Source organism: Streptomyces sp. NPDC002104, from assembly GCF_053593795.1.
In genome coordinates this window covers 51,939-73,901 of sequence record NZ_JBSFDF010000034.1, presented here as the reverse complement: position 1 = coordinate 73,901, position 21,963 = coordinate 51,939, and the positions used below count along the sequence as shown (strand labels likewise).

At 74.9% G+C, this 21,963-nt stretch carries 13 protein-coding genes; 7 read left to right on the top strand and 6 right to left on the bottom strand.

Annotation, left to right across the window (positions count from 1 at the left end; translation table 11 throughout):
* Positions 1-7 precede the first annotated feature (7 nt).
* Positions 8-412 carry a hypothetical protein gene (locus ACWCP2_RS25865; RefSeq protein ID WP_450910970.1) on the bottom strand — a complete coding sequence of 135 codons (405 nt, stop codon included), beginning with the start codon at positions 410-412 and terminating at the stop codon, positions 8-10.
* A 228-nt stretch (positions 413-640) separates the two neighbouring features.
* On the opposite strand from ACWCP2_RS25865, the gene ACWCP2_RS25860 reads away from it, so the two are divergent.
* The 3 genes from ACWCP2_RS25860 (at position 641) to ACWCP2_RS25850 (ending at position 5,007) form a co-directional block, all read left to right on the top strand.
* Positions 641-1,603: an oxidoreductase gene (locus tag ACWCP2_RS25860; protein ID WP_450910969.1), complete on the top strand. Its 963-nt coding sequence runs from the start codon at positions 641-643 to the stop codon at positions 1,601-1,603.
* Positions 1,604-1,705: 102 nt separating this feature from the next.
* Positions 1,706-3,343: an esterase/lipase family protein gene (locus ACWCP2_RS25855; RefSeq protein ID WP_450910968.1), complete on the top strand. Its 1,638-nt coding sequence runs from the start codon at positions 1,706-1,708 to the stop codon at positions 3,341-3,343.
* A 203-nt stretch (positions 3,344-3,546) separates the two neighbouring features.
* Entirely contained in the window at positions 3,547-5,007 is a 1,461-nt protein-coding gene (locus ACWCP2_RS25850; RefSeq protein ID WP_450910967.1) for an FAD-dependent oxidoreductase, read from the top strand.
* Between the two features lie 124 nt (positions 5,008-5,131).
* On the opposite strand, the gene ACWCP2_RS25845 is transcribed toward ACWCP2_RS25850, so the two are convergent.
* On the bottom strand, positions 5,132-7,456 hold the full coding sequence (locus ACWCP2_RS25845; protein WP_450910966.1) for an immune inhibitor A domain-containing protein: 2,325 nt from the start codon (positions 7,454-7,456) through the stop codon (positions 5,132-5,134).
* Positions 7,457-7,755: 299 nt separating this feature from the next.
* Here ACWCP2_RS25845 and ACWCP2_RS25840 point away from each other — a divergent pair, with 299 nt between their 5' ends.
* From ACWCP2_RS25840 to ACWCP2_RS25825, 4 genes are all read left to right on the top strand, one after another.
* Positions 7,756-9,102, top strand: coding sequence for a hypothetical protein (locus ACWCP2_RS25840; RefSeq protein WP_450910965.1), 1,347 nt, complete (start codon positions 7,756-7,758; stop codon positions 9,100-9,102).
* Positions 9,099-11,300, top strand: a complete 2,202-nt coding sequence (locus ACWCP2_RS25835) for a VMAP-C domain-containing protein (RefSeq protein WP_450910964.1) — start codon at positions 9,099-9,101, stop codon at positions 11,298-11,300. Before ACWCP2_RS25840 ends, ACWCP2_RS25835 begins: the two co-directional genes overlap by 4 nt.
* 196 nt (positions 11,301-11,496) lie before the next feature.
* Positions 11,497-12,561, top strand: coding sequence for an AAA family ATPase (locus ACWCP2_RS25830; RefSeq protein ID WP_450910985.1), 1,065 nt, complete (start codon positions 11,497-11,499; stop codon positions 12,559-12,561).
* A complete protein-coding gene (locus tag ACWCP2_RS25825; RefSeq protein WP_450910963.1) occupies positions 12,558-16,259 on the top strand; it encodes an SAV_2336 N-terminal domain-related protein in 3,702 nt (1,233 codons plus the stop codon). Before ACWCP2_RS25830 ends, ACWCP2_RS25825 begins: the two co-directional genes overlap by 4 nt.
* Before the next feature lies 1 nt (position 16,260).
* On the opposite strand, the gene ACWCP2_RS25820 is transcribed toward ACWCP2_RS25825, so the two are convergent.
* From ACWCP2_RS25820 to ACWCP2_RS25805, 4 genes are all read right to left on the bottom strand, one after another.
* A complete protein-coding gene (locus ACWCP2_RS25820; RefSeq protein ID WP_450910962.1) occupies positions 16,261-17,025 on the bottom strand; it encodes a class I SAM-dependent methyltransferase in 765 nt (254 codons plus the stop codon).
* 132 nt (positions 17,026-17,157) lie between these two features.
* Positions 17,158-17,982, bottom strand: a complete 825-nt coding sequence (locus ACWCP2_RS25815) for a hypothetical protein (protein WP_450910961.1) — start codon at positions 17,980-17,982, stop codon at positions 17,158-17,160.
* Entirely contained in the window at positions 17,982-19,247 is a 1,266-nt protein-coding gene (locus ACWCP2_RS25810) for a VWA domain-containing protein (protein WP_450910960.1), read from the bottom strand. Before ACWCP2_RS25810 ends, ACWCP2_RS25815 begins: the two co-directional genes overlap by 1 nt.
* Before the next feature lie 94 nt (positions 19,248-19,341).
* On the bottom strand, positions 19,342-21,894 hold the full coding sequence (locus tag ACWCP2_RS25805) for a protein kinase domain-containing protein (RefSeq protein ID WP_450910959.1): 2,553 nt from the start codon (positions 21,892-21,894) through the stop codon (positions 19,342-19,344).
* Positions 21,895-21,963: the final 69 nt, after the last annotated feature.

Genomic DNA, 21,963 nt, shown 5'->3' with positions numbered 1-21,963 from the left:
CCGCGGCTCAGAACGGGTCGGCGTCGATCGACACCCGGCCGGTGGAGGCGGAGCAGACCTGCCAGTCGTCGCCGGTGCGGTGGAGCTCCAGGACCACCGCGACCGGACCGCCCGCCGGCGGGGTGAGGTCGACGTTGACCGACGCGTCGCCGCCGCTCTCGGTGGAGGACACGATGTCGTGGCCGAAGGTCGCCGCGATGCCGTGCAGGACGGCGGCCGGGTCGGCCGCGGCGCCGGGGCACCCCTGCGCCGCCGCGGGGGCCGGGCCGCCGCCGCCCACCGCGTCGAGGTACTCGTCCACCGCCCGGTGCAGCGGGCTCGGCGCGAACACACCGGTGGCCGCGAACACCACCGCGACCACGAGCCCGGCCACCAGCAACGGCAGCCCCACCACGAGGGCGAGCAGCCCCACCCCACCCCGCCGTCCGCCCCCGCGCACCATCCCGCCCGCCTTCCCCCCGATGCCGTACGTACGCATCCTCTGGCCCGGCCCGGTCGCCGGGCTGCTACTCGGCCCCCGACCGTTCTACTCGGCCCGCGCGGGCCCGTCCAGGCTCCGCCGTCCCCGGCCCGCCCCGATGCCGGGAGTAGGGTGCGGGGGCCGGTGGGCCACGGGGCCGCCGGGAGCGGAGGAGCTGCCATGGCGGGTTGGAAGGCCACCCGGATGCCGGACCAGAGCGGACGCACGGCCGTCGTCACCGGAGGCAACAGCGGGATCGGCTACGCCGCCGCCAGGGAACTCGCGCGCCACGGCGCCTCGGTGGTGCTGGCCTGCCGGAGCGCGGCCCGGGGGCGGGCCGCCGAGGTTGCGATACGGGGTGAAGTGCCGGGCGCCGATGTGGAGTTCATGGCGCTGGACCTGGCCGATCTGGCGTCCGTACGGGAGTTCGCGGCTGCGTACGGGAGACGCCCGGGCCCCGGCACCCTCGATCTCCTCGTCAACAACGCCGGCGTGATGGCGCTGCCCTACGGCCGCACCGCCGACGGGTTCGAGACGCAGTTCGGGGTCAACCACCTCGGGCACTTCGCCCTCACCGGACTGCTGCTGCCCCGGCTCCTCGGCGCGCCGCCCGGGGCCCGGATCGTCAGCCTCTCCAGCGGCTTCCACGCCTTCGGGGACGTGGACCACGAGGACCTGGGCAGCGAGCGCAACTACCGGCGCTGGATCGCCTACGGCCGCTCCAAGACCGCGAACCTGCTCTTCACCCACGAGCTCGCCCGGCGCCTCGCGGCCGCCGGATCCGGGATCGTCGCGGCCGCCGCCCACCCCGGCTACGCCGCCACCAACCTGCACGCCGCGGCGGCCCCGCAGGCGGGCACCACCCTCACCTCACGGCTCGCGGTCGCCGCCAACGGCCTCGGCGTCCTCATCGGCAACGGGCTCATCGCCCAGTCCGCGGCCTCCGGCGCGCTGCCCACCCTGTACGCGGCCACCGCCCCAGGGGTCCGGCCGGACGAGTTCATCGGGCCGCGGTTCAGCCTCCGCGGCGCGCCGCACCGCTCCTGGCGGGCGAAATGGACCCTGGACGACAAGTCCGGCGAACGGCTCTGGGCCGCCTCCGAAAAGCTCACCGGAGTCTCGTACGCGGCTCTATCGCGCTGAATCCCCGGGGGTTAGCTTGCTACTCGCCAGTCACTTCAGGCTGTCGAGTCCCGGGATCCGGGCTCCGGGCCGGTCGTGTCACGCCGCGTCCCTGGGAGAGCCATGCGCAGATCCGCCCTGCCCGTGCCCCTGTTGTTCCCGATGCTCCTCGCCCTGGCCGCGGTCCTCGCCGCGGCGCTCGTTTCCGGCCTGCTCGCGGCCCCGACGGCGCGGGCTGCTCAGCCCGGGCAGGCCGCTCAGGCCGCGCAGGCCGCGGAGAGCGGTGCGGGCGGCGTACGGGCGCAGCGGCGTACGCCGGTCGTCCTCGTGCACGGGTTCGGGGACACCGCCGCCTCCCTGGACGGGCTGGAGGACCATCTGCTCGCCCAGGGGTGGCTCGCCGGTGACCTCGCCGAGTTCGGCTACGACTGGGCCGCCACCAACGACTCCAACGCCGCCCGCTTCGGCGCCTTCCTCACCGCACGGTTCGCCGGCCGCCCCGTCGACGTGGTCGCGCACAGCATGGGCTCCCTGCTGACGCGCAAGTACCTCAAGGACGGCGGGAGTTCGCGGGTCCGGGCCTGGGTCTCGCTCGGCGGGCCGAACCACGGGGCGGGGGACGCCGCGCCCTGCGGCCCCTTCGCCACCTTCTGCGACATCCACGCGGCCTCCCTCGCGGACATGAGCCCCGGCAGCCCCTTCCTCGCCTCCCTCAACGCGGGCGACGAAACCCCGGGGACCACTCGCTACGTCACCTTCAGCTCCGCCTGCGACCAGCAGATCCCGCCCGGCGACAGCCGGGCCCCGCGCTCCACCGAGCTGGCGGGAGCCGTCAACCACGTGCTGCCGGTGGGCGACAGCGGCTGCCCCTCGCACTACGGACTGCTCGGCAACGACTGGGTCCGCTGGCAGATCGTCGCCGAGTTCTCCCAGGACCCGGTGAGCGAAGTCGAGCTGAAGGAAGGGCCGTTCCGGATCACCGTCGACTCCGCCCGGTTCACCTCCACCGGGGAGAGCGGACCCGAGCTGTACGACGGCCTCACCCTGACCGCCGACGGGACGGCCCGCCCGCTGTGGCACCGGGACCGGTCCGGCGCCACCGCCTTCCCCGACCACGATCCCTGGTTCGGGCTCGACGACAGCACCCGCAGCCAGGTCTTCAGCGGCCGGGCGACCGTCACCGCCCACCTCACCGACGCCGACTACAGCGCCGGGAACAACGACGACGTGATGGCCGCCGGCCGGGTGCACTGGGAGCCGTCCCTCGGCTTCGGCCGGTTCACCGCCACGATGGCCGGAGTCGACGGCGGCGAGGCCTCCGTCACCTACACCGTCACCCCGGCGCAGGGTCTTCCCGCCTGCCGGGTCCGCGTGGACCGGGCGGAGCTGACCTACTTCGACGACGGCACGACCCGCCCCGCGCTCTACGGGGACATCGCGGTCCGGACCGGCGACGGCGCGCGCACCGCCGTGTGGTCGCGCTCCGCCTCGGACCCGTCGACCTTCCCCAACCGGGGCAGCCGCACCGACCCCGACCCGTACTTCTACCAGCGCGTCGGCTCGGGGGCCGCGTACGGGCCCGGGCCCTTCGAGATCGGCGTGTTCCTCTGGGACCACGACGCCTCCTCGGCCGACGACCTGGTCGCCCGGGGCACCGTGGCCTGGGATCCGTACACCGACCAGCCGGGGACCCGTACCAGCGAGTTCCACGGGGACGACGGCGGGCACGTGAAGGTCACCTGGACCGTCCTCTGCCCCTGACGCGGGGGAGGGGGAGGCGGGCGGGGGCGGGCGGGGGCCGGGCAGGGGTCCCGGCGGGGGCCTGGCAGGTGTCCTGGCTGGGGTCCCGGCAGAGGTCCCGGCGGGGGCGCGCCCCGGTATGAGCCCGTCCGCCCCCGCCGAGCCCCCGGGCGCCCCGTCCGGGCCCTGACCAGGCCGCCCCGTCCGCGTCCACACTCGGCGGCATGGACGACGACGCAACGGACAACCACCTACGCACCACCGGCCCGCAGGCCGGCCCGCACACGGAGGACCGGGCCGGGGACCATGCCGTGGTCCTCGGCGCGGGTATGGCCGGGCTGCTGGCCGCACGCGTGCTCGCGATGCGGTTCCCCCGGGTCACCCTGATCGAGCGGGACGAACTACCGCCGGGCGAAACGGTGTTCAGGCCCGGAATACCCCAGTCCCGGCACGCGCACATCCTGTGGTCGCGGGGTGCGGAGCTGATCGAGCTGATGCTGCCTGGCATCACCGGCACACTGGTGGCGGCGGGGGCCGGCCTCTTCGACTCGCCGCGCGACTTCCTCTGGCTCAGTCCGGCCGACTGGTTCGGGCCCGTGTCGGGGGCCAGGGTGCTGCTCGCGAGCCGGGAGCTGCTCGACTCGACGGTGCGGGCGCAAGTGCTCCGCAACCCGCGCGTACGGGTCCGGTCCGGTGCGGCCGCCACGGGACTCGTGGCCGGGCCCGACGGCCGCAGCGTGACCGGCGTGGAACTGCGCGGCGGCGAGCGGCTGGACGCGGGCCTCGTCGTCGACGCGACGGGACGCTCCTCCAAGGCCCCCGCCTGGCTCACGGCGCTCGGCCACCCCGCTCCGGCGGTCACCCGCTACGACTCCCATCTCGGCTACTCCAGCCGCTACTTCGAGATCCCGGACGATCCGGACCGGCGCTGGCAGGGCATGTACGTCCAGGGCCGGCCCGAACTCCCGCGCGGCGGCGTGCTGATGCCGCTGGACGGCAAGCGCTGGCTGGTGACCCTCGTCGGCAACGGCGAACACGCCCCGTCCGCACGGGACGAGGAGTTCCTCCCGTTCGCCCGGAGCCTGCGCAGTCCCGCCCTGTACGACGCCATCCGGGGTGCGGTCCCGCTGTCCTCGCCCACCGTCTTCCGGAACACGGTCAACGAATGGCGCCACTACGAGCGCCTGGAGCGCTGGCCGGCCGGGTTCCTGGTCCTCGGAGACGCCGCCTGCCGGGTCAACCCCGTGTACGGGCACGGGATGACGGTCGCCGCGCTCGCCGCGGAGGCCCTGGCCAAGGAGATCCGCACCCTGAACCCGGAGGAGATCGCCGCGGCCTCCCGCCGGATCCAGCGCCGGACCCTCGCGACGGCCGCGGTGCCCTGGCAGATCGCCACCAGCGAGGACATGCGGTACGCGGTGACGGAGGGACCGGCGCCGGACCGGGCCACGCGGGTCCTGCAGCGCTACATGTCCCGGGTGATGGCGGGAGCCAACACCGACCAGGCGATCGCCTCCCGCTTCTTCGGGGTGCTGTCGCTGACCCGGCCGCCGGGCACCCTGCTCGACCCCGTCACGATGGTCCGCGTCCTGTCCAAGCGGCACCTGACGGAGAACCCCCACACCACCGCCTACCCGGCCCACCACGGCCCGCCGGCCCGCCGGGGCGAGCGCCGGGGCGCGTAGGCGCGTACGGGGGCGGGCCGCGGAGGGCCGGCGGGTCTACGCCGATCCGGCCGGGCACCCGTTCCGCCTGGTGCGCCACTGACCGGCGGTCGCCGCCGAGCCCTCCCGGTTCAGCTTCGGCGGGTCACTTCGACGGGCTGAGCTGCACCGTCGTCAGTGCCCCGCCCGCGGCCTCCTTCACCACCGCGAGCCGGGTCCCGGTGTCCGGCACCTTGACCCCGAGCTGCGGCTGTTGCGCGTTCCAGTACGAGCCGTGGCGGTCGTCGAAGACCGGTACGCCGTCGCGGGCCGGGATCACGGTGGCCGCGCCCGCCTTGTGCAGGACGATCCGGTCGCTCCTGCCGAGGGAGAAGGGCGCGTCGAAGGTCTGCGCCCGGGCGTTCAGAAGGGTGCCGTCCGCGTTCGTGAGCGGGTCGGGCCGGGCGTCCACGGGCAGCAGGAGGCCGCCGCCGGGGTGCGCCCTGGTGGTGTTGTCGCTGTACGCGGTGTCCCAGAGCCAGACCAGCACGCCCTGCTGGTACGGGTAGAACTCCACCGTGTCGCCCGTGAAGCCGAAGTTGTACGGACCCGTCCGCAGCAGGCTTCCGTAGCCGGTGTAGCGGCGGTTCTCCACGAAGTAGGCGCGCGGGTGCCGCTCGCTGCCCGTACGGCCTTCCGTGCGCGACCACTTGACCGCGGTCCAGCCGTTCGCGCCCTGCTCCGCCCCGTCGCGCAGCAGTACCCGGCCGTCGTCGCCCGCCGTGACGCGGATGTCGTCGAAGGTGACGCCCTTGCCGTGCGTGTTGCTGTCGGAGATGACCCGCAGCCTCAACTGGACGGCCGTACCGGCGAATCGGGTCAGCGGGACCGAGAGCCGCGTCCAGCCGGCCGAGGTGCCGGAGATCCCCTTGTCCCCGATCGGCGTGCCGTCCACCGTGCCCGGCAGCGCGGTCCAGCCGGTTCCGCCGTCCGTGGAGGCCTCCACGGTCAGGTAGTCGAAGTCCTGCTCGATGTCGTACCAGACCCGGGCGTCCAGGCAGGCCGGCGTCCCGGCAGCGAGCCCCGAGAGGTCGAGCGTGCGCGACAGGGTGTTGTCCATGAAATCACCCGTACCGCTCCACCACTGGGCGGCGCCCTCGTACGGGTCGACGAGCTCGGTGGTGGTCGAGGACGGCGGCAGGTGCACCAGCATCGCCTGCGGATCCTCGGTGTTGTAGCCGGACACCCCGAGCGTGGCCCGCGTCGTGCGGCCCGCGTCGGCCTCCGTGTACTGGAGCCAGCCCAGTTGCAGCTTGCTCCAGGGGTCGAGGTCGCCCGGGAACTCGCCCGTGGAGCGCCGCCCCTTGCCCAGGTAGGACGCGGAGGACATCAGGGACCAGAAGTTGACGCCGTTGTCCCCGTCCGAGCTGTACAGGTCCGGCAGGCCCAGATCGTGCCCGAACTCGTGCGCGAAGAGGCCCGCGCCGCTGTTCTCCCCGCCGGTCAGGTAGTCCCCGGCCCAGATGCCGGTGTCGCCGACCGGGGTGCCGCCCGCCTTGTTGCCGTCGGGGCCCGCGCTGCCGGCCTGGTTCCAGTAGGCGAACCAGCGGTGCGCCCACACGGCGTCCTTGCCCTGCGCACCGCCGCCCCAGGTGCCGTCCTTGCCCGCGTGGACGACGACGAGGTGGTCGAGATAGCCGTCCGGCTCGTCGAAGTTCCCGTCGTGGTCGGCGTCGTAGCGGTCCCACACGTCGTACTCGGCGAGCTGCGCCTTGATCTGTTCGGCCGTACGGCCTTGTCCGAGCTCGGACTTGTACCAGGAGTCCGTGGCGTCCCGGATCATGTCCCAGTTGGTCCGGCACTGACCGGACTCGGAGCAGTTGTCGGTGCCGTAACGGGCTTCGTTCCAGGGGAGCTTGACCCAGTCGGTCACCGTGCCGTCCATGTCGTACCGGCCGGAGGACTGGAGCCGGTAGTAGGCGCGCAGGGACGCGGACTGCGGGTCGGCGGAGAAGAACTGCTTCTGGTAGAAGGCCCGGTCGAAGTCCTTGCGCCACAGGGTGTGGTTGTCGTCCACGGCCGGCTTGCCGATCGTGTTGTGCGCCGGGCCCGGGGCGCCGCCGAAGCGCGGCTTGCCCTCGAACTCGGTGGTGTTGTCCACCTGGTCGCCGAACTCGGCGAGGATCACGAAGACCTTGTCCTGGCGCTCCTGGGCCAGTTCGACGTACCGCTTGCCGACCTTGGCCTTGCGCGGCAAGGTGCCGTCGGCCTCGGCGCGCAGGCCGCCGGGGCGGCCCGCGGCCACCTCTTCGAGGGCCTGGCGGCGCAGGGCCTGGCGCTGGAGCTCCAGGGGTGCGGGGGCCGGGGCGGCGGCCTGCCCGCCCTCGGCCCGCTGCTGCCCGGCGGACGGCGGGGTGGGCGGCGGGGCCGGGGCGGCGGTGGCGGCGAGCGCGGGGGCGGCGAGGAGGGCGAGTGATATCGCCGCTCCCACCGCAGCGAGTCTGCGCAACGTAGCTGACCTTTCTGGCGGTTCCGGTGCGGAGGTTCGGGTCCGGGAGGTTCGGGCCGGGAGGTTCGGGCCCGGAGATTCCGCCCGGGAGATTCCGGCCGGGAGGTTCCGGCCGGTCGGGTTGGCTGGAGCGGGAGTAATATTTCACATGTGACAGGTGATTGATAGGCGTGGGTTGGGTGGTTGCACGGGCCATCCGAACTGCACGTTCCAGGGGCCCTGTTCGCCGCGCGGCGCTATCGTGCCGAGCGGGGGCGACGGTGCGAGGGGGCGGAACCGCGATGCGATTTCTGTTTGTGCACGGCACGGGGGTGCGGCGCGAGCGGCACGACACGCTCTTCGCCCTGGTCCGGGACCGGCTGACCGCCCGGTTCCCCGGCGCCGCCGTCGACTCCTGCTTCTGGGGCGAGCGGTACGGGGCCACCCTGAGCGCCCACGGACGCTCGGTGCCCGGACTGGGCGCCCCCGGCGCGGCCCCCGGAGCCGACGAGGAGGAGGTCGCCGAGTGGGGGCTGCTCATCGCCGACCCGCTCTGCGAACTGCGGGTGCTGGCCGAAGCCGGCTGGGACACCGGAGCCGGCGGCCACCGCGGGGGCGGCCCCGAAGGCGGGCTCGACGACACCTTCGACGACGCCTTCGGCGGCGGGTTCGGCGGTGGGGTCGGCGGTGGGGTCGACGACGCCTTCGGCGACGCCATCGACGCCGGTTACGCGATGCCCGGCGTGCAGTCCGCGGGCGAGCGCGTGCTGGACCTGCTCGCCGAGGTCCCCGGGGTCCAGGGCGGCGGGGAACAGGCCGCGCTGCTCCTCGGCACCGGCCTCGCCGCCGGATTCCCCGCCGCCCTGGAGGGCGTCTCCCGCTCCGCCGAGGCCGCCCGCGCCGGGGCCCGGGCCGCCGGCGAGCCGCAGGCCCGGGAGCTGGCCAAGGTGCTGGCCCGCGCCGTGACCGCGGCCGCCCTCGCCTCGGCCGGAGCCGAGGCCGACTGCACCGGAACCGAACGCGACCGCCTCGTCGAGCTGATCACCGCCCGCCTCGGCGGGGACGCACGGGTTCCCGGCGCCCGGGCCGCCGCCGTCCTCGGCCGGCTCGCGATGCGCGTCACCACCCAGCCGCTGCTCAACGCCTGGCGCGGCTCCCTCACCGTCGGGGCCACCCCCGCCCTCGGCGACATCCTGCGCTACCAGGCCCGTGGCGCCGAACTCCGCGCCTTCCTGCACGAGCGGATCACCGCCGAGCGGGGGCCGACCGTACTCATCGGCCACAGCCTCGGCGGCATCGCCCTGGTGGACCTCCTCGCGCTCGCGGCCGCCCGCGGCGAGCCGCTGCCCGGGGTCGAACTGCTCGTCACCGTCGGCTCGCAGGCACCCTTCCTCCACGAACTCGGCGCCCTGGCCGGGGTCGTACCGGGCACCGGACTCCCGTACGCCTTCCCGCGCTGGCTCAACGTCTACGACCGCCAGGACGTGCTCTCCTACCTCGCCGAGCCCGTGTTCCCCGGCGACCCGCGCGTCAGCGACGAGGAGATCGGCAGCCGCCAGCCCTTCCCGGCCTGCCACAGCGCGTACTGGAAACAGGAAGCGCTCTACGCACGCATCGAACGGGCGGTGGCCGAAGCGGAGATCGGGTGAACCCCCTCGACCTCCTGCCCCCCGACCTGGCGCCGCGCACCTTCGCGCTCGTCGCCGGGGTCGAGACGTACGAGATCAGCCGTCGCTGGAACCTGCGCGGCCCGGCCCGCGACGCCCTGCGGTTCGCCCGCTGGCTCACCGGCCCGGGAGGGGTACCACCGGGCCACGTGCGGCTGTTGCTGTCCCCGCTCGACGAGCCGGACGCGCTCGACTGGTCCGGCTCGGCCGGGCTGGAGGCCCTGCGCGGCGCGCACCGGCCGGCGACCGAGGAGAACGTGAAATCGGCGCTGTTCGACGAACTCCCCGCGTGCGACGGCGACCTGCTCCTCGTCTTCTGGGCCGGACACGGCTACACGGATCCGCACCGCGGCGAACTGCTGCTGCCGTCCGCGGACGCCCGCCCCGGCCAGATCCGCCACCTCAACCTGGACTCCGCACTGCGCTGGTGGCGCACCGACCTCGTCAAGCGCAGGCTCTTCCGTTACCAGGCCGCCCTGGTGGACGCCTGCCGGGTCGACGCACCCCGCGACCCCCGCTGGAACTTCGGGACCAACGACTACGGCGGCGGCTCCACCGTCCCGGGGCGGCGCCAATTCCGGCTGTACGCCTCCCGCGAGGGCGAGGCCGCCAAGAACGACGCCGAACGCGGCGCCGGCCGCTTCACCGAGGAACTCCTCGCCGAACTCGGCGAACGCCCGGTGCGCGAGGCCGTCTCCGGTCTCGCCGGCACCGCCCGCTCCATCCACCACACCTTCCTGGGCCTGCGCGAACGCGGCGAGGGCTGGCAGCTCCCGCAGTTCCTCGTGGACCGGGACTGGGACGCCTCCTCCTTCCTCGACGACGACGTGCCCGGGATGGCGCCGCCGCGCGCGGGCCGCCTCGACCAGAGCGCCTGGGACGGACTCGCCGAGCTCTTCGAGGACCGCGACCTGCCGCGCTGCGCCCACGAGGCGTACCTGTGGGCGTTCCGGGCGGCCGGCTGCGCGGCCCCCGTCCAGGGCGGCCTGCCCGGCGACACCCTGCTGGAAGTGGCCCAAGACCTCGACGAACGCCACGGCGGGCCCGCCGGGATGCCGCTCGCGGTGCCCTTCGTACGGTTCCTCGCGGATCGGGGCGCGGCGGGCGACGAGCGGTGGGCGGCCCGGGTGCGCGACTGGGTGCGCGCCACCCGCGAACGCCTCGCCCTGCCCGCACTGCCGCCCCCGCCCCCGCCGCCGCGCAAGACGGTCCTGCACGTGCGCCTGGAGACGCCGCCGGGCGGGGAGGACGGGTTCCTCGCCCGGATGTGGCTGCGCCGGGAGGCGACCGAGCACATCTGGGAGTCGGAGGGGGAGCCGGTCGGGCTGGACGCGGTACGGGACGCACTCGTGCGGCAACTCGCGGCGGTGAACAGGCTATTGGGCGCGGACGCGGCGGCCGGGCGGCCGTCCGGGGCGGTGGAGCGGATCGAGTTCCACGTGCCGTACGAGCTGCTGGCCCTGGACTTCGACCAGTGGCCGGTCCCGCGCGGCCCGGGCGGGCGCACCCGGCCGCTGGGGGTGCTCCACCAGGTGGTGGTGCGCTGCCCGCAGGAACGCGAGGACACCGGCGCGGAATGGCGTGGCAAATGGCGCTGGCTGTGGTCCCAGGGCGGCCGGCACCCGGACGCGGTCCGCGTGGTGGCCGACGCGGACGCGGACGACGGACTCGGCATGGAACTGGGAGCGGGCCCGGCGCCCGCGTGCGTCCTGGCCCACACCCGGGCCGGGGCGCGGACCTCGGCGGTGGTGGAGGCGGTCCTGGAGGGCGGCGTCCCGGTGGCCCTGTGGCACCGGGGCCCGGCTCCGGCGGGCAGGGACCGGGCCGGGGCGGACCGGGCCGGTTCCGGGCCCGCCGGTGCGGAGCCGGGGGTGGCGCAGGCGGCTCCGGGCGGCTTCGCGTACGCCGGGGCGGGGCGGGCGGGGGAGGCCGGTACGGGGGAGGCCGCGGGCCACCTGCTCGATCTGCTGGCACCGCCCGGCGAGGACGGGCAGCCGCCCGACCCCGGCGCACTCGACGTGCTCGCCCTGCCCGCCCGCGTGCGCGCGGTGCGCCGGGCGGCGGCCGTCGCGGGCGCGGGCGCCCCCGCCGGCGATCGCCGACAGCCTTTGGGGGGAGACCGGTTGGTCCTCCTGTGGGACGATCCCGACGACACCCTCACCTTCCGGTCCCTGGCGTGAACCCGATACCGACGCCGATGTCGATGCCGACGCTGATCCCGGTCCCGGGGCCGGTCCCGGGGCCGATGCCGGTCCCGGTCCCGGTCCTGATCCCGGGGCCCCGCCCCGCGCCCGCCCCCGACTTCGCATCCCCACCGACCCCGACGACCGCTCGCGGCGACGGCCCGCGACACCCACGATGGAGGCAGAGGCTGTGGTGAAGGACTGGTGGCTGTACCAAGGGACCGGCGAGGCCGCCGAGCGCCGGGCCAGGCTGGAAGCCGGACCGCCACCGCCCTGGCGGGACTTCAAGGGCGTCCCCGACCCGGGATACGCACCCCCCGCCTGCGCGGGCCCGGCCTGGGAGCGCACCTGGCGGCGCGGCGAGGGCTACGTCCCCGACGAGCTGGAGAAGGACGTGGTCAACACGGCCCTGCACCTGCGCCGTCCACTGCTGATCACCGGCAAACCGGGCGTCGGCAAGTCCACGCTCGCCTCCAGCATCGCCGCCGACCTGGGCCTCGGCCCCGTCCTGCACTGGCCGGTCACCAGCAGGACCGTGCTGCGCGACGGCCTGTACCTGTACGACGCCATCGGCCGGCTCCAGGAGGCGGGACTGGAGCAGCTGCGCACCCCCGGAGCCGAGCCGCCCGAGGCCTGGGCCAAGGCTCCGGCCCCCTCCGGGGGCGGCCCGTCCATCGCCCGCTACCTGCGCCTCGGCCCGCTCGGTACGGCGCTCCTGCCCCAGGACCGGCCCCGCGTCCTGCTCGTGGACGAGATCGACAAGAGCGACATCGACCTCCCCGGCGACCTCCTCACCGTCTTCGAGGACGGCGGCTTCGTCATCCCCGAGCTCGCCCGGCTCGCCAAGGAGGCCCCGACCGTCGCCATCGGCACCGACGACGACACCGACGAGGCCGTCCGGATCTCCCAAGGGCGCGTCCAGTGCCGGTACTTCCCCATCGTCGTCCTCACCAGCAACGGCGAACGCGATTTCCCGCCCGCCTTCCTGCGCCGCTGCGTCCGGCTGCACCTGGACCCGCCGGGACCCGACAAGCTCGCCCGCATCGTGCGCGGCCGTCTCGGCGTGGACATCGAGAACAGCGACGAGTACCGGGACCTCGTGCGGAGCTTCCTGGAGCGCGCCGAGGACGGCGACCTCGCCACCGACCAGCTCCTCAACGCCATCCAGCTCCGGCTGGCCGGCGCCTGGTCCGCCCCCGGCGACCGCGAGCGCTTCCTCGACACCGTCATGCACCATCTCACCGGGCCCTCGGCGTGATCGAGAAACTCCTCGCCGCCCTGGCCGAAGGGGCGGAGGGAGCCGGGGACGGCGGCCCGCGTCCTGTGCTCGGGGCGGAGGAGATCGCCGACATCCTGTGGCTCGCGACCCGGGTGGACGCGGCCGGGTCCGCCCCGCGCACGGAGCCGGACGGCCCGTCCCCGGCGGCCGCACCCGAACCCGCCGCGAACGGGGCGGAGTCACCCGTCACGGCACGCGGTGGCTCCGGCGGACCGGGGGTGCAGTACTTCCCCCCGGCCGGCCCCGCCACCGCCCCCGCCCCCGCAGGCCCGCCGGATCCCGCCGCCGACCGGGCCGCGGCCGGCGCCCCCGGCGACCCGCCCGCATCCACATCCGCACCCGCGCCCGCCGGGCGCCGGGGCAGCGCCGTGCGGCTGCCGCGCGCCGCCACCCTCGACGATCCGCTCGCCCTGATGCGCGCCCTGCGTCCGATCGGCCGCCGCAGCATCGGCGGGCCGGGGGAGGAGCTGGACGAACAGCTCACCGTCGAGCGCAGCATCGAGCGGATGGTGCTCACCCCGGTCCTGCGCCCCGCCGAGAGCCGCTGGCTGGACGTGGCCCTGGTCGTCGACTCCCACCACTCGATGCTGCTCTGGGCCGACCTGGTGGAGGAGGTGCGCGGGCTCCTCACCCGCAGCGGGGTCTTCCGCGACGTACGGACCTGGCGCCTCACGGGCACCGGCCCAGGCGGCGTGCCCAGGGTCGCGCACCATCGCGACGGCCCGCCCCGCAACCCCCTGGAGCTGGTCGACCCGGCCGGCCGGCGGCTGATCCTGGTGCTCTCCGACACGGTGGCCGGCGGCTGGCGCGAAGCGCCCCTGCGCGCCGTGCTCCGGCAGTGGTCGGCGCACAACGCCGTGGCCGTGCTGAACGTCCTGCCCGAGCGGCTCTGGACGCGCGGGGCGGTCCAGCCGGTCCCCTTCGCGGTCCGCGCGGACCGGCCCGCGGCGGCCACCCGCTCCTGGCAGCGGGTCCCGATGACCCGGCGGGCCCGCGGCGGCGGGGCGGTGGTCCCGGTCGTCGGCATCGCCTCCGGGAGCCTGGCCCGGCTGGTGCGGGTGGTGTCCGGCGACGGCCGCTGGCGGCGGCTCGCGTGCCTGCGCCTCGACGGGAAACCCGCACGCGGGGCCCCGTACGCGACACCCGGGGCTCCGGACTTCTCCCCGGACCCCCTGGAGGCGGTGGAGCGCTTCCGCGCGAGCGCCTCCCCGACGGCCCAGCGGCTCGCCGACCACCTGGCCGCCGTACCGCTCACGCTGCCCGTGATGACCCTCGTACGCCGCTCCCTGCTGCGGGACTCCGAACACGGGCACCTCGCGGAGGTGGCCCTGGGCGGGCTGCTCGCCCCCTGGGACGGTGAACAGGACCCGGACACCGTGGAGTTCGAGTTCCTGCCGGGCGTACGGGAAGCCCTGCTCGGCTCGCAGCTGCGCGGGGACGTGGCGGGCGTAAGGGAGCTGGTCCGGCGGCGCGTCGGGGACTACATGGCCCGCACGCGCGGCATTGGCCGGGACTTCACGGCGATCCGCCGCGAGCCGGGGGGCCGGGGGCGCCGCGAACTGGCCCTCGGCGCCGTGGCGTTCGCCCAGATGGCCGGACCCGTGTCGGGGCTGGCCGGCCGGGTGGTGCGGGTCCGCTTCGAGTCGCCGGGGGAGCCGGCGGCGGTCGGCCTGCTGCTGTCGCCCCGACTGGTCCTGACGGTCGGAGAAGCGGCTGCGGCCCAGCGGACGAGCGCCACCGCCTGGGTCCGGGTCGGGGACCAGGAGTACCCCTGCCTCCAGGCCTGGGGTGACGGGGCGGTGCCCCAAGTCCTCCTGCTCGTGTCCGAAGCGGACCTCGTCGACCCGGGGGACTGGAGCGAGCAGGCCTGGGCGCAGGGGTTCGCGGCCCCGGGGGAGCAACTGGTCGTGGACGGTTCCACCGACCAGGGCGAGGCGGTGGCACTGACCGGGGAGGTCCTCCCGTACGAGGGGGAGCGCAACGGGGAACTGGTCCGGCTCTCCGCCGAACCGGAGGCCTGGACCCACTTCGCGGGCTCCCCGGTTTCCCGCGGCGGACTGCTGGCGGGCATCGTCCACACCGTGTTGCCGGACCGGATGGTGTTCCTGACGGGCCAGGCACTGCGGGAGCAGCCGGGGTTCCTCGGGGTGCTGGCCGAGCACCAGCGCTCCGGAATCTGCATGGCGCTGCGGCTCCACATCGACCCGCTCCTGCCCGGCCGGTCGATGCCGCAGGAGCTGGCCGGTCTCGTGACGCGGGCGCAGGCGGATTCCGGTGTGCCGGGAGAGACGTTCTCCCAGCCGGACGGGACGCTGCTGATCCCGCTCGCGGGTCCGGGCGCCCTGGGAACGGCCGGGGTGATTCTGGCCGTGCTCGGCGAGGTCGTGTGGGGGCGGCGCCACGGGCCCGGAGACCGGGACCTGACCCTGGCGGTGGCGTTGACCAGGGGACGGTTCACGGCAGAGGAGGGCGTCGTGCGGGGGCCCGCGGCCGAGGAGGCGCTGACGCTGGTCCGGCGCCCGGAGGTCGCGCAGCGGCTCCGCTTCGTGACGACGGGATCGGTCGTCACCCTGAAGGGCCCGTCGATGCGGGATGTCGGCGGGCTGGAGTCCCTCGCGGCCGGGCCGCTCGCACCGGGGGCGGAGCAGGAGCCGCACGGATGGATCTGGCTCGACGGAAGCGCCGTGGTGGGACGGGCGCTGGCCGACGCCGAGCTGAGCATCGATGACCCCGGCATCGGCTGGTCGCGCTGCCGGTACGCAGCCGGGTCGGGGGAGCCGGAACGGTGTGCGGGCATCCGGCTCCCGGACGGCAACCGCTGCCTGGCGCACGCACCGGCGTCCGGAAAGGCGGCGTACTTCGCGGGGCTGCGGCCCGGATCGGACGTGGACCTGCGGGGCACGACCTTCGCCGGTGGCCTGCTCGAACGGCTGATGACGGCGCTGCGCGACCGGGACGCGGGGCACGTGCGGATCGGGCGCGCGCTGTTCGACCGGGCACGCTTCGTCGAGGAGTGGTCCGTGCTGGGGGGCGAGTTCGCGGGACGCGCCTCGTTCGACCGTGCCTCCTTCGAAAGCCCGGCGGTGTTCGACGGCGTTCACTTCGAGGGGAGCGCCTCCTTCGGCCGGACCTACTTCCGTCGCGGCGCGACCTTCGACGCAGCGGTGTTCGACCGCGAAGCGAGGTTCCTCAGGGCGGACTTCGAAGTCAACGCCGGCTTCGTGGAGGCCGTGTTCGCCCAGGGGTTCGACATGACGAGGGCCGAGGTGTGGGGCAGGGCGCGGATGGGCCGGATGCGGGTACGGGGAACCGCGGACCTCGGCAACACGGTCTTCCACGGTCACAGCGACTGGAAGAGCACCACGTTCCTGGGGCCCGCCTCCTTCGGGTCCACCGTGTGGGGCTCCGACGCGGTGTTCGACCAGGTCCGGTTCGAGGGACCCGCCACCTTCGACCAGGCCACCTTCTCCGGACCCGCGTTCTTCAAGGGCACGTTCTTCGCGGACCGGGTGACCTTCGCCGAAACCGACTTCGCGGACCGGGGGGAGTTCATGAACGTGACCTTCACCGACGCCTCGGGGCTCCCCGACACCTGGCGCCCCCTCCTGCCGCCCTCGGGCCCGGCGACGTTCCACCTGGGCGGCGCCACCGGCGGTTCCGAGGCGCCCGGGCCCTGAGCTACCCGCTCCGCCGGAGCAGGAAGAACAGGCTGGGGCCGAAGTTGAGGGAGGCCAGGGGGCTCTGGACGCGCTGTTCGACCGCCAGCAGGCGGTCCTCGCCCACGCTCCGCTTGAGGCGGGTGCTGCGCATGTTGGACACGGACAGTTTGTCCTCGACCCTCAGCCCGGCCTCCGCGAACTGCCGTACGACGGTGTCGGGGTGGTGGTTGACGAAGGGGATGCCGCCCTCGGCGGCCTTCTCGGCGGAGCGGATGTCCACGGGGTCGCGCGGGACGCCGCGCAGCCGCTTCGCGTAGCGCAGCCGGTTCAGCATGTGCGCGGAGTTGGCCACCTCGATCAGTGCGCGGCCGCCGGGCTTCAGTACCCGCGCGATCTCGCTCAGGGTGGGGCCGGGGTCGGGAATGTGGTGCATGACGCGGATCATGGAGACGAGATCGGCCGATGCGCCGTCCAGCGGAAGGTGGCCGGGGCGCATGTGGTGCGCGGTGATGCCGGGCCGGCCGGCCAGCAGCCGTCCGGCGATGGCCACGTGCTTGGCGCTCGGGTCGCACATCATGACCCGGTCCGCGTACTCCTTGAGGAGCGGGCTCAGCCGGCCGAAGCCGCCTCCCACTTCGCAGACCAGTCCGTAACGGCGGTCGCCTATCAGCCGTTTGACCGCGGCCGCCTCCGCCGCGTGTTCGTAGTCGCGTCCCTCCCAGTAGGCGACGTAGTCCTCCGACTCGTCGTCGTACTGGTCGCCCCGTGCTTCACCGTCGTTCATGTGCCGTCCCCCCATGCGCGTGTGGGGCGCATCATCTCGACGAATCCCGGGGGAGGGAACGGCTCCGGTGTGTGGATGCCGCGCGGATGTCCGGGTGCGGGGCCTGTCGGTCCCGCACCCGGGTGTTCCGGGTCAGGCGGTGGGCGGTACCCGCCCCGGGCGGCCCGCGCCGCGGGTCAGGCGGTAGCCTCCGATGCCCGCGAGGGCGGCGAGCACGCCGCCGGCCGCCGTCCAGAGCCAGCGGTCGGACCACCAGGTGCCCGACCAGCCGTCCTCCGGTGCGACGGTGGACGCCGTGCCGGCGGCGGGGACGAGCGGAGCGGCCAGGGCGTTGTCGGCCGCGTAGGCGCCGCCGACGTCCTGGGCCTGCGCCTCCACACGGGCCCGTACGGGCTGGCCGAGGTCCTCCGGCGCCAGGTCGGTGACCGTGAGCCGGAGGTAATAGGCCCCCGGCAGCGGGTCGTTGGCCCACTGGTCGGCGCCCGAGCGGACCGGGCGCAGGGTGCAGGACAGGTCGACGGTCGCCGCGTCCTTGGCGGCCGCGGCGGTCTGCGCGCCGTACGTGCAGGGCTGGCGGCGGCGCAGGCCGTCGTACACGTCGAGCTGCCACGTGGACGCGGAGTGCCGGCCCGCCGCGGCCGGCAGGGTGACCGAGGCCCGTACGGTGGCGCGCTGCCCCGAGTCCAGGGGGAGGACCCAGTAGAGGTAGTCGCCGGTGGAGGCTTCGGCCGTGGCCGCCTGGCCCAGCCGGACCGGGGTGGCCGTACGGAAGGCCGTGCCGGCCTCGGTGGGAGCCGGTGCGTCGCCGCTCGGGCTCGGCGACGGCGAGGCCGCCACGGTGAGGAGGCCGCCGCCCACGAGCAGGGCGGCGGTCAGCGCGCGCCGCACGCGCAGGCCGGCCCGGCCGTGCGGGTCGCTCGTGGGGGCGTCGTTTCGTTCACGTCTCACGGCACTCATCAGTTGTTGGTCCTCCAGACCGAGATACGCCAGCGGGAGACCCAGCCCCACACCAGTCCGGCGAGGAGCCCGGTGAGCGCCAGTACGCCGAGCAGCCACCAGCCGCGTCCGAGGCCGAAGGAGGCCACGTCGGAGCCCGTGTCCGGGCCGTCCACCACGTCGATGGTCAGCTCGACCGGCATGCCCGGGGTGGTCTTGACCGTGGCGGGGGCCGAGAAGGAGTTGCTGACCTGGAGGCACACGGTCTCGGCAGGCTCCTCGTCGTCGGAGCTTCCGGCCTTGGGGTAGCGCAGACCGGACGAGATCAGGTCGGTCCGCCCGTCACCGGCTTCCTGGCCGCGTACGATCTCCCGGCCGCTGCGCGTCGTGGCGCGCAGCAGTACGCCGTAGTCGTTGTTCACGGCGCGGTCGGCCCCGATGCTCACCGAGGCCCGCAGCTCCTTGCCCGGCGGTACGGAGACCCGGTACCAGCGGTGTTCCCCGAAGCTCTCGCGGTCGCTGTAGAGGCCGGGCCGCAGCTCCGGGGCTCCCGCGCACTGCCTGGAGCCCTCGGTGGCGACCGGATTGACCACCGGTGTGGCCGCACGGCCCACCAACTGCTTGACCCGGCCCGACAGTTCGGCCTTGTGCTGCACGGAGGTGTACGTGCCGCCGGTGGCCTCGGCGATGCAGATCAGCTGGTCGCGGGTCTTGGCGTCGGGGACGAGCCCGAGCGTGTCGATGACCAGATGGATCCCCTGGGCCGCGATGCTCCGGGCCACTTCGCAGGGGTCGAGCGGGGCGCAGGTGTCCTCGCCGTCGGTGATGAGCACGATCCGCCGGGTGGCGTCGCCGCCCTTCAGGTCCTCGGCGGCTCCGAGCAGCGCCGGCCCGATGGGCGTCCACCCGGTGGGGGCCAGTGTGGCCACCGCCGTCTTGGCCTCGGTCCGGTCCAGCGGGCCCACGGGGTAGAGCTGCTTGGTGTCCTTGCAGCCGAGGTTCTTGTCGGGGCCGGGGTAGTTGGCGCCCAAGGTCCGTATGCCGAGCTGCACTTCCTCGGGGACCGCGTCCAGCACGTCGTTGAACGCCTGTTTCGCGGCGGACATCCGGGTCTGCCCGTCGATGTCCTGGGCCCGCATCGAGCCGCTGACGTCCAGCACCAACTCGACCTTGGGCGCTTCCTTCGCGACCGGCTCACCGGCGGCGGCACCTGCCGGGAACAACCCGGCAGCGAGGGTGACGAACAGGCCGCACGCACTGGCCCTCACCCATCTTCTAGTGATCATCGCCGGATCGTATTGAGATTCCCCCCACCAGCCAAACCGGGGCCCGAACCGAACACCCGAACCGAGGACCCGAACCGAGGACCCGTGACCGGACCTATACGGGGGAGGGTTCGACCGAGGACCACCCCTTGGCGGTCGGGGTGAAGATGATCCCGCCCACCACCAGGAAGCCGAACGGATCGTCGGCTCCGGAGCGGACGCCGCCCGGGACGGTGAACCTGCCGGTCTGCTTGCGGGAGTTCAGGTCGATGACCACGCCCGAGGTCCGGCACCGTACGTACGCCAGCCCGTCGGTCACCACCACCGCGTTCGAGGCCTCCGGGCGCTCCGGGTCCGTGCACTCCTGCGCCAGCGCGATCCGCCACACGGCGCCGCCCGACTCCTGGTTGAGTTCCATGAACCCCGGCTCGCCACTCGCGGCGGTCGCCATCAGGTACACCCTGTCCCCGGCCACGGCCGGTCCGGACAGCGTGGTGCCGGCGTACGGGAGGTCCGCGCCGCGCCCGCGCGACGGCTCGCCGCGCAGCACCCCGGCCCCGTTCTCCTTGTTGCACAGGAGGACGGTCGCCGCCTTCTCGTCCCGGCCCAGCGTCAGTCCGCGCGTCTCGCAGATCCCGGGCATGGTGAAGCGGGCGCCGCCGGCGGGGGTGCCGCCGGCGGCGGCGCCGTCCCCCGGGGACCCGAAGGGCAGCTTCCTGCCCGTAACCCCGTCGAGGGCGGTCACGAAGCTCTCGTCCCCCGTGTCGGCGTCCTGGGCCCGCCCTTGTACGTAGACCCGGTCCCCGTCGACGCGCAGCGCCGGGTAGCCGTCCATCGACCCGGGTACGGCCTGCTGCCACAGCACCTTCCCGTACCGGGTCTCCAGCGCGGTGACGGTGCCGGTCGCGGAGACCGCGAACACCCGGCCGCCGTCCGCGTCCAGGACCAGCCGCCGCAGCTTCTCCTTGGTGTCCACCTTCCACCGGGGGGTGCCCCCGGCGAGGTCCAGCGCGGTGAACCCCCTGCTGTCGAGCGCGATCACGGTGTGCGTTCCGGCGCTCGCTCCCGGGGCCACGACCGGGCCCTGCCCGTCGGTGGAGCCCTCCAGCGTCCGGCCCCACACCGGCTTGCCGGTCGCCGCGTCGATCCGGTGGAGCCCGTCGCCCGGCAGCCCCTCGGTGGGGCGGGACGAGGTGCACAGCAGCGAGGACTGCGCGTACACGCAGGACCCCATGCGGTCGTCGCCGTCCCAGGCGTGCCAGCCGGCGGGGCGCCGGGAGGGCGCGTCGGCGTAGGCGCGGCCGCCGCCCGGGCTGCCGCCCTCGGTGGCCACGTACGGTGCGAGGACCCCTTGGGGCGCGGGCCGGGAGGGCGTACGCGTGGCCCCGTCGGGGGATCCGGACGAGGTGGGGGGCTTCGCGTCGTCCCGCGTACCGCCGTCCGGCGGGGAGAAGCGCAGGTAGGCCCCGCCGGCGGCCAGCAGCGAAGCCACGAGCGCCCCGGCGAGCAGGACGCGCCCGCGGGGGCCGCGGGGCGTGCGGGGCCCGCGGGGCCGAACGGCCACCGCTTTCCCGGCGAGGCCGGTGGGCGGCCCGGAGTGGTGGGTGAGCGGCCCCGGGGCGTCCTCGGTCCCGTCCCCGGGGGTGGCGGGGGATCCCGCCGTGCCGCCGGTCTCGCCGGCCGCGTCGGCACCGGCCGGCGGACCCTCTTCGCCGCCGCCGCCGCCGCCGTCGTCGCCGTCGCCGCCGGTGCTGCCGTCGCCCGCGGCGCCGGCCCGTGAGCCGGTCCCGGTCCCGGCTCCGAGGGGCTCACGGGCCTCCCCGCCCGGGATCCCGTCCTCGCCGAGCGGGTCCTCCCAGCCGGCCGCCGGGATCCGCGCCAGCGCGGCCAGCAGCTCGTCCGGTCCCGGCCGGTCGGCCGCCTCCTTGGCCAGGCAGGCACCGACCACGGCCCGTAGCGCTTCGGCCAGACCCGCGATGTCCGGCGCCTCCGACACCACGCGGTAGGCCGTCATGTAGTGCGACTCCGCGTCGAAGGGCCCCCGTCCGGTCGCGGCGAACACCAGCACCGAGCCCAGCGAGAACACGTCCGACGAAGGCCGCACCCGCGCCGGGGCCGACAGCTGCTCGGGCGACATGTACGGCGGCGTGCCCAGGATCTGACCCGTGGAGGTGAGCGTCTGCTGGCCCGCCGCCCGCGAGATCCCGAAGTCGATGACCCGCGGCCCGTCGTCCGTCAGCATGACGTTGTCCGGCTTGAGGTCGCGGTGGATCACCCCGGTGGTGTGCAGCTCGCGCAGCGCCTCCACCAGCCCCAGCGCGAGCAGGCGCAGCGCGCCGCCGCGCAGCGGCCCGTCCGCCTTCACCCGCGCGCCCAGGGTCCGCCCCGGCACCAGCTGGGTGGCCATCCAGGGCCGGTCCGCGTCCGGGTCGGCGTCCACCACCGCGGCGGTGAAGGCGCCGCTCACCCGCCGGGCGGCCGCCACCTCCTGGCGGAACCGGGTCCGGAACTCCGGGTCGTCGGCGAACTGCTGGTGCACCAGCTTCACCGCGACGAGCCGCCCCGAAGCGGCCCGCCCCGAGTAGACCGTGCCCATTCCGCCGGAACCCAGCCGGGCGATCAGGACGTATCCGCCGATCTCCCGCGGATCCCCGTCCCGCAGCGTCATGTCCCGCCCCACCCAGCCGTGTCCGTCCGTCGGCGGCACCCTATCCCGGACGCCCTCATCCGTACGGTG